Consider the following 7812-nt stretch of genomic DNA (forward strand, 5'->3'; position numbering starts at 1 on the left):
TCCGTCGATCGGCGACCGGCGCGAGCGCGATCCGCCGCGCGCTCGACATGGCCGGACTGCGCGCCGGCCAGATCGACTGGTGCGTGCCGCCCGGCTTCGATCCCGGCTTCGCGGCACGCGTGGCCGACGCCGCGTCGATCCCGGTCGCCGCCCGCATCCAGCATGAAGCCGCCGGCCATCTGTCGTCGGCCGAATCGGCGGCCGCGCTGATCCGGCTCGCGGGCGCGCTCGACGAAGATGAACGCCGCACGGTGCTCGTGTGGGATGCGGCACTGCATGGCGCGGCGGCGGCGGCCGTCGTCGACCTTGCCGGCGGCCTCGATGCCGCACTCGATATCGAAGGAGACGCGTGATGAGCGCCTACAAGGTGAGCCTGCGCGAACTGCGCTTCTTTCTGTGGGAACTGTTCGAGGCCGACAAGCGGTTCCTTACGGAACACGGCCTGTACGGCACGCATGACCGCGCGTCGATCGACGCACTGCTCGAACGCGCACGCGATTTCGCGCTCGATCTCGGCCGCAGCTATCAGCAGGCGGACGTCGAAGGCTGCACGCTGCTCGACGACGGCCAGGTGCGCATTCCGTCGCATTTCCACGCGTTGTGGGCACGGTTTCGCGACGAATGGTCGAACACGCTGTTCGGCACCGCGCACGGGCTGCCGCCAATCGTCACGCAGATGATCTACGAGATGTTCATGGGCGCGAACCCGTCGTTCATGACGTACGGCGGCTTCACGCGCCCCGCGATCAAGCTGCTGCAGATGCACGGCACACCGCACCAGAAAGCGCTGATCGCACCGCTCGAGGCGTACCGCTGGGACGCCTGTTTCTGCGCGACCGAACCGCAGGCCGGCACCGATCTCACCGCGGTCGCGCTGCGCGCGACGCCGCTCGAACGCGACATCTACGCCGTCGACGGCGAGAAGGTCTACATCTCGGCCGGCATGCACGAGCTGACCGAGAACACGCTGTATTTCGTGCTCGGCCGCATCGACACCGCGTCGCCGGACTCGTTCTCGCTGTCGTGCCTCGTCGTGCCGCGCTTCTGGCCGGACGAGGAAACGGGCGAACTGCAGTCGAATCATGTCGACTGCATCGGCCTGCCGCGCAAGATGGGGCTCAAGGGCTGCGCGAACACGCACCTGGTGTTCGGCGCGAACGGCACGACCAAAGGCTGGCTGCTCGGCGGCCGGCGCAACGTCGGCCTGCTGCAGTTGATGCCGCTGATGAACCAGGCGCGGATGAGCACCGGGATGTTCGGCGTCGGCGTCGCGTCGAGCGCGTACCTGCATGCGGTCGAGTATGCGGGCCGCCGGCTGCAGGGCCGGCCGATCGAGCGCGCATCGAACACCAATGCGGCACGCGTCGCGATCGTCGAGCACGCGGACGTGCAGCGCATGCTCGTCGACATGAAGAGCCGCGTCGACGGCTGCCGCGGCCTGCTCGGCAAGCTCGCCGCGACCGCCACGCGCGCGGCGATGCTCGAAGCCACGCCCGACGCCGACCCGGCCGAGATCGAGCGCCACCGCAAGCTCCAGCTGCTGCTGACACCGATCTGCAAGGCATTCATCTCCGACCAGGCGTGGCGGATCTGCGAAACCGCGATCCAGGTACACGGCGGGCTCGGCTATACCGATGCGAGCCCCGTCGAGCAGAACGCGCGCGACGTGAAGATCCTGTCGATCTGGGAAGGCACGAACTACATCCAGGCGCAGGACCTGGTGCGCGACAAGCTCGGCTTCGGCCGCCATTCGCGACTGATCCAGTACTACCGCGACGAGCTCGACGTGTTCCTCGCGCGCCAGCATCACACCGGCACGCATGCGGAGCTGCGCCCGCTGTTCGATGCGCTGCGCACGGGCGCCGACCGGATTGCCAGCGCGCTCGACGACATCGCGCGCGACGTGCAGGACGGTCACACGCACCGCAGCAGCCAGTTCTACACGCGCTTTCTCGAGATGTTCGGCGTCGTCACGTCGGCGTGGGTGCTGCTCGAATCGGCGACGATCGCCGCGCGACGGCTCGACGCGCCGGACACCGCCGACGCACCGGCCGAACTCGCGTTCTATCGCGGCAAGCTGAAAAGCGCGCGCTACTACTTCGCGAACGTCCTGCCCGTCGTCGACCAGCACGCGGCCGTGATCGCCGCGATGGCGCATGCGGCGATCAGTGTCAGCAGCGAAGAACTCGCGCAGGTGGAATGACATGGATACGACACTCGATTCCGCCACGACCACCTCGACAGGCGAAGCCCCGCGCAACCTGCTCGGCCGCCCGGCAACCCGCCATCGCGGCACCGACATCGACGGCGCGACGCTCGAACCCGAAGCGCTGCGCGTACGCGATCTCGACCTGAACGCACTGATCGGCTCAACCACGTTCGAAGGCGCGCTCGCGCACCTGTGGTTCGACGTCGCGCCCGGCTGTGCCGCTCATCGCGCGCACGAAGCGGCAATCGGCACGCGGCTCGCGGCATTCGCCGACGCGCTGGCGTCCGGCTCGGCCGCGCAATCCGTCGCCGCGGATCTCGGCGCGGCGGGTGTCGCGCCGGTGTTCGCGGCCGCGTCCGGCCTGTTGCGCGGCTTCGACGACGTGACGGCTCGCGTGCACGGTGAAGCATCGGACGACGCCGATCTCGACACGATGCTGCTGTGCGCGGCCGCCGCGCCGTTTCTGCTGCATGCGGCGATCGAAGGCCATCCGTTCGTGGCACGCCATGACTCGATCGGCGCATCGCTCGCCGGTACGTCGAATCACGCGCAACGCATGCTCGTGCTGACCGGCGCGACGCGCACCGACGCACCGGCGCAAGCCGCGATGGACATGCTGCTCGTCGCGTGGCACGCCGGCTTCGGCTACATCACGCCGACCGTGCTCGCACCGCGGGTCGCGATCGGCACCGGCGTCACGCTCACGCAGGCGATCGCGTCCGGTTTCCTCGCGAGCGGGCCGTCGCACGTCGGTGCTGCACTCGAAGCGATGCAGTGGCTCGCCTCGCTCGCACGGTCGGTCCCCGGCGGCGCCGACGCACCGCGTGCCGCGTTCGACGCGACCGGGCGCGCGGCGATCGATGCCACGCTCGACGCGAAACGCACGCTGTACGGCTTCGGCCATCCGTTGTTCGTGGCAGACCCGCGTCCGCCGCACATGCGCGGCCTTTTCTCGATGCACGGCTTCGACGGCGCATACGTCACGCTGTTCGACGCGTGTTGCGCGCAGGCCGACGCCCGCCGCTCGCTGCGGCCGAACATCGATTTCCTGACGGCCGCGACGCTGCTCGAACTCGGTGTCGCCGCGCCGTCGTGGGGCGTCGGCGTCGGGCTCGGCGCGCGCATCGCGGCGATGGCCGCGCATGCGGTCGAGCGCCGCCGCCGCCCGGCTTTCGGCGTCAACAGCGCGACCGCGCGACGGCTGCTGGCCGCCGTGCCGGTCGGCTGGCTGTGATCCCTTCATCCCTTCGGCACCCTTCTGCAAAAGGAACGTCATGCTGCTCAAGAACCTGCGCCCGGCGAACGACTACGATCGCTTCGCCACCGAAACGCTCGAACCGTGGGACCTGCTGTTCATCAGCCGCATCCGCCAGCTCGCACGCGGAATGACGCCCGGCGTGATCGCCGACATCGGCACGGCCACCGGCGTCGTGCCGGTGCGGCTCGCGACCGATCCGGCCATGCGCGGCTGGCGCTACGTCGGCATCGACCTCGATCCGGCGATGCTCGACGAAGGCCGCCCGCGCATCCATGAACTCGATCTCGACGACACGATCGAGATGCGCGTCGGCGACGCGCTCGCGCTGCCGTTCGACGACGGCACGCTGACGATGGCGGTCGGCCGCGCGACGCTGCACCACCTGCCGGACAAGGCGTTGAGCCTCACCGAGATGTATCGCGTGCTGGAACCGGGCGGCATCGCGCTCGTGCACGACATGCGCCGCGACGCGCCGCAGCACCTGCTCGACCGCTTCACCGCGATGCGCGCCGCCGCCGACTATCCGCCGACCCACGTCGAGGAAAAGATCACGCTCGACGAAGCGCATGCGCTCGTCGCTGAAGCCGGTCTCGCGGAAGTCGCGTCGATCTACAGCCCGAGCGCCGGGCTCGGCGCGCTCGGCTTCGAGATCCTGCTGAAGAAACCGGCGCTGGCCTGAGTGATGACCGACCTCGCCTTCCTCGCCGCGCACGCCGCCGCGCGGCTCGGCGCCGACGACGTGCACTGCTCGGCGGTCGCGTCCGGCGCGACGCTGCCGCTGTGCGTGACGCCGCGCAGCGCCGAACTCGCGACCTCGCCCGAGATGTTCGTCGCGTGGTACCGCTCGCGGCTCGACACGATCGACACGCTGCTCGACGCGTGCGGCGCGCTGCTGTGGCGCGGCTTCGCCGTGCCCGACACCGCCGCGTTCGGCTGCCTTGGCGCGCTGTATCCGGCGCACGCGAACGGCTACACCGCGGGCGCCGCGCCGCGCAAGCAGATCGACGGCCAGGTATACGAGTCGACCCGCATGCCGCCGCCGTTCAAGATCGGGCTGCATCAGGAGATGGCCTACATGCCCGCGTTCCCGCGCCTCGTCGCGTTCTATTGCCGGCAGCCGGCCGATGCGGGCGGCGAGACGCCGATCTGCGACATGCGGCGCGTGACGGCACGCGTGCCGGCCGCGCTGCGCGAACGGTTCGCCGAACGCGGCGTGATGTACCTGCGCAATTTCGCGGCGCCCGGCGAGCGCGCGGACGGCCTCGCCGCCAATCCGGGCATGCCGTTCGCCGAATACCACCGGCCGTGGGATGACGCGTTCGGCACGAGCGAGCGCGACGAGGTCGAGCGGCTGTGCGCGGAACGCGGCGTCGGGTGCCGCTGGCTCGACGACGGCAGCGTGACCGTGTCGCACGTCGGCAGCGCGCTGCGCGCGCATCCGCGCACCGGCGAAACCGTGTGGTTCAACCAGGCGAGTGCGCAGCATCCGAACCCGCGCTCGATGGGCGAGCTCAGTTACCGCTACCTGCAGCGCATGTACGGCGGGCGCGCGGCATTTCCGTACGAGATCCGCTATGGCGACGGGTCGCCGATGCCGTTCGACGATCTCGTCGCGATCTACGACGCGTTCGACGACGAGGAGCTTGCGTTCCCGTGGCACGCCGGCGACGTGCTCGTCGTCGACAACATGCTGGTCGCGCACGGCCGCAACCCGTACCGGGGCGCGCGCGACACGCAGGTCATGCTGTTCGACTGACGGGATGCCGACGATGAACCCCTCGTTCCTCGCTTCCGTGCGCGCGATGTTCGGCCCGCACACTGCATTCGACCGGCCGCAGCGCTCGGGCACGCAGCCGCTGCCCGATGCGCACGCGCCCGGCGCGGCGCTCGGCGCGCGCGCGATCGACGTCGCGGCCGGCGATTTCCGTTTTTCCGCGCGGCATGTGCGGTTCCGGCTCGGCGCGATCACCGCGATCGTCGGGCCGAACGGCTCCGGCAAGACCACGCTGCTCGAAACGCTGCTCGGCTTCCGGCGCGGCGGCACCGACGTGCGCGTGCTCGACGTGCCGGCCACCCGCTTCATGCGCGATACGCCGTCGCTGCGGCGCATCGGCGCGCAATTGCAGAAGGTCGAGTATCCCGACCATCTCCGCGTGTCGGAGATCGTCGCGCTGCACCGCGCGATGTACGTGCATGCGGATGCCGCGGTCACGGATGCGCTCGGCATCGCCGAACTGCTCGACAAGCCGTGCCGCGCGCTGTCGAAGGGGCAGCGCCAGCGCGTCGATCTCTACGTCGCGCTCGCGCACCGGCCCGAACTGGCCGTGCTCGACGAACCGTTCACCGGCCTCGACCGCCGTTATGCGGGCGTCGTGATCGACCTGCTGCGCCACCGTGCGCGCGGCACGAGCGTCGCGATGATCTGCCACGCCGAGGAAGAGCTGGCCGTCGTCGACGATCTCGTATGGGTACGTGACGGCGGCGTGCGCTACCAGGGCGACAAGGACGCACTGCGCGCCGAGCTGGTCGGCGAAGCGCGCGCGGTCCTGCATTGCCGCGACGAAGCCGACGCACGTGCGTTGCGCAAGCGCCTCGCTGCGCTGCCGGGCGTGACCGGCGTGCGCGTGTCGGCCGCGCATGTCGTCGAGGTGTTCGGCGATGCGACGCTGCATCCGAACGTGCACCGGATCGTCGGCGAACAGGGCATCCAGCATCTCGCGCTCGCGCCGAGCACGCCGGGCGACCTGCTGCGCCTCTGTACCGAGGGCCCTTCCCATGACTAAGGTGTTCCTGATTCTCGTGCGCAACGAACTGCTCGGCTATCTGCGCAGCCGTTCGTCGCTGTTCTGGACGCTCGTGTTCCCGGTGTTCCTGCTGAGCGTGATGCTGTTCGCGTTCGGCGGATCGGGTTCGCTCGGCACGGCCGACATCGCGTTCGTCGTACCCGGCGGCGCGACGCCGTACAGCCGCGCGTGCGAAGCGCAGATCGTCGCGAGCCTCACGCACAGCGACACGGTGAAGGCGACCTTCGACGGCCGCGGCACGGCGGCCGATCGCGTGACCGTCGTGCTCGGCAACGACGAGCGCACGCCGGCGACGATCCGCTACGACTTCAACGGCTCGCTCGCGGTCAAGGCCGCGTCGCGCGTCGTCGAGATCGCGCTCGCGCGCTGCGCCGCGCAGCAGCTCGGGATGCCTGCCGCGCAGGCGCGCTTCGAGAACGCCGCGCCGGCGCGCCGCCCGTTCGACTACGGTGCGTTTTTCGCGACCGGCATCCTCGTGATGGCGTTCATGGCGATCGGCCTCAACTCGACGACGACCGCGATCGCATCGCTGCGCGAACGCAATACGTTCAAGCTATACGTGTGCTTCCCGGTCTCGCGCGGCGTGTTCCTCGCCGCGCTGATCGTCGCGCGGATGATCATGATGGCGTTGTCGGCGCTCGTGCTGCTGACGGTCGCACGCGTCGCGTTCGGCATCGCGCTGCCGATCGCGACGCCGGACGGGCTGCGTGCGTTGCCGATCGTGCTGCTCGGCGCGGCGATGGTGCTCAGCATCGGCGTACTGCTCGCGAGCCGCACCAAGTCGCTGGCCGCCGCCGAACTCGCGTGCAACGTCACCTACTACCCACTGCTGTTCTTCAGCGACCTGACGATCCCGATGCACGACGCACCGGCCTGGCTGAAGTCGGTGCTCGCGTTCCTGCCGACCAACCAGTTCGCGGTCGCGCTGCGCGGGGCGCTGGTCGACGGCGCCCCGTACGCGCAGCTCGCGCCGCAACTGCTCGGCATGACCGCGAGCACGGCGCTGTTCCTGTTCGCCGCCGCGAGGCTGTTCCGCTGGCACGACGCATAACACCGCACCGTGTCCGATGTATCGACGTTACGACGTTTCGACGAAGGAGAATCCCCCGATGAAATCGAGCAATCCCATCACTGACTACCTGCTGCACGCGAGCAACTTCCTGCCGGCGATCGTGTTCCTGTTCTACGGCCGGCTCGGCCCCGAACAGCCGGACGTGCGCTGGACACACGCGTTCCTGATCGGCGGCGTGCTCGCGCTCGTGCACGGCGCATGGCTGATCCGCCGCGCGGACCGCAACAGCATCGCGATCGGCGTCGACCTGTTTCTCGTGATCGGCGCGGTGCTGGCGCTCGTGTCGCCGACAGGTAGCCGTTTGTGGGGTGAAGAACTCGGGCCGGCCGCGATGCTCGTCTGCGTGCTGGTCGTCGGCATCGTGCATACCGCGTGGTCGGAAGGCGGTTTCGTCGACGGCGCGTTCGTCGACCACGGGCGCGTGCGTTCGCTGTCGATCGTGCTGCTCGCGGTCACCGTCGTCGCGCTC

At 69.7% G+C, this 7812-nt stretch carries 7 protein-coding genes and 1 pseudogene; all 8 read left to right on the forward strand.

Going from position 1 to position 7812, the window contains the following annotated elements:
• A pseudogene (locus tag G3O00_RS37110) lies at positions 1–353 on the forward strand (hypothetical protein); the annotation flags it as partial.
• Positions 353–2203, forward strand: a complete 1851-nt coding sequence (locus G3O00_RS37115; RefSeq protein ID WP_206145986.1) for an acyl-CoA dehydrogenase — start codon at positions 353–355, stop codon at positions 2201–2203. The pseudogene G3O00_RS37110 and the gene G3O00_RS37115, both read left to right, overlap by 1 nt.
• A gap of 1 nt (position 2204) precedes the next feature.
• Entirely contained in the window at positions 2205–3443 is a 1239-nt protein-coding gene (locus tag G3O00_RS37120) for a citrate/2-methylcitrate synthase (RefSeq protein ID WP_206145987.1), read from the forward strand.
• A gap of 40 nt (positions 3444–3483) precedes the next feature.
• A complete protein-coding gene (locus G3O00_RS37125) occupies positions 3484–4146 on the forward strand; it encodes a class I SAM-dependent methyltransferase (protein WP_011350114.1) in 663 nt (220 codons plus the stop codon).
• Positions 4147–4149: 3 nt separating this feature from the next.
• On the forward strand, positions 4150–5223 hold the full coding sequence (locus G3O00_RS37130; RefSeq protein WP_206145988.1) for a TauD/TfdA family dioxygenase: 1074 nt from the start codon (positions 4150–4152) through the stop codon (positions 5221–5223).
• Positions 5224–5236: 13 nt separating this feature from the next.
• A complete protein-coding gene (locus G3O00_RS37135) occupies positions 5237–6250 on the forward strand; it encodes an ABC transporter ATP-binding protein (RefSeq protein WP_174929147.1) in 1014 nt (337 codons plus the stop codon).
• Complete coding sequence (locus G3O00_RS37140; protein WP_206145989.1) at positions 6243–7322, forward strand: ABC transporter permease; 1080 nt, start codon at positions 6243–6245, stop codon at positions 7320–7322. The genes G3O00_RS37135 and G3O00_RS37140 overlap by 8 nt, the downstream gene beginning before the upstream one ends.
• A gap of 58 nt (positions 7323–7380) precedes the next feature.
• Positions 7381–7812 (forward strand): permease (locus G3O00_RS37145; protein WP_206145990.1); only part of this gene is annotated, 432 nt, incomplete at its 3' end.

The sequence above is a fragment of the Burkholderia sp. Ac-20384 genome, assembly GCF_017104605.1.
Classification (GTDB): domain Bacteria; phylum Pseudomonadota; class Gammaproteobacteria; order Burkholderiales; family Burkholderiaceae; genus Burkholderia; species Burkholderia lata.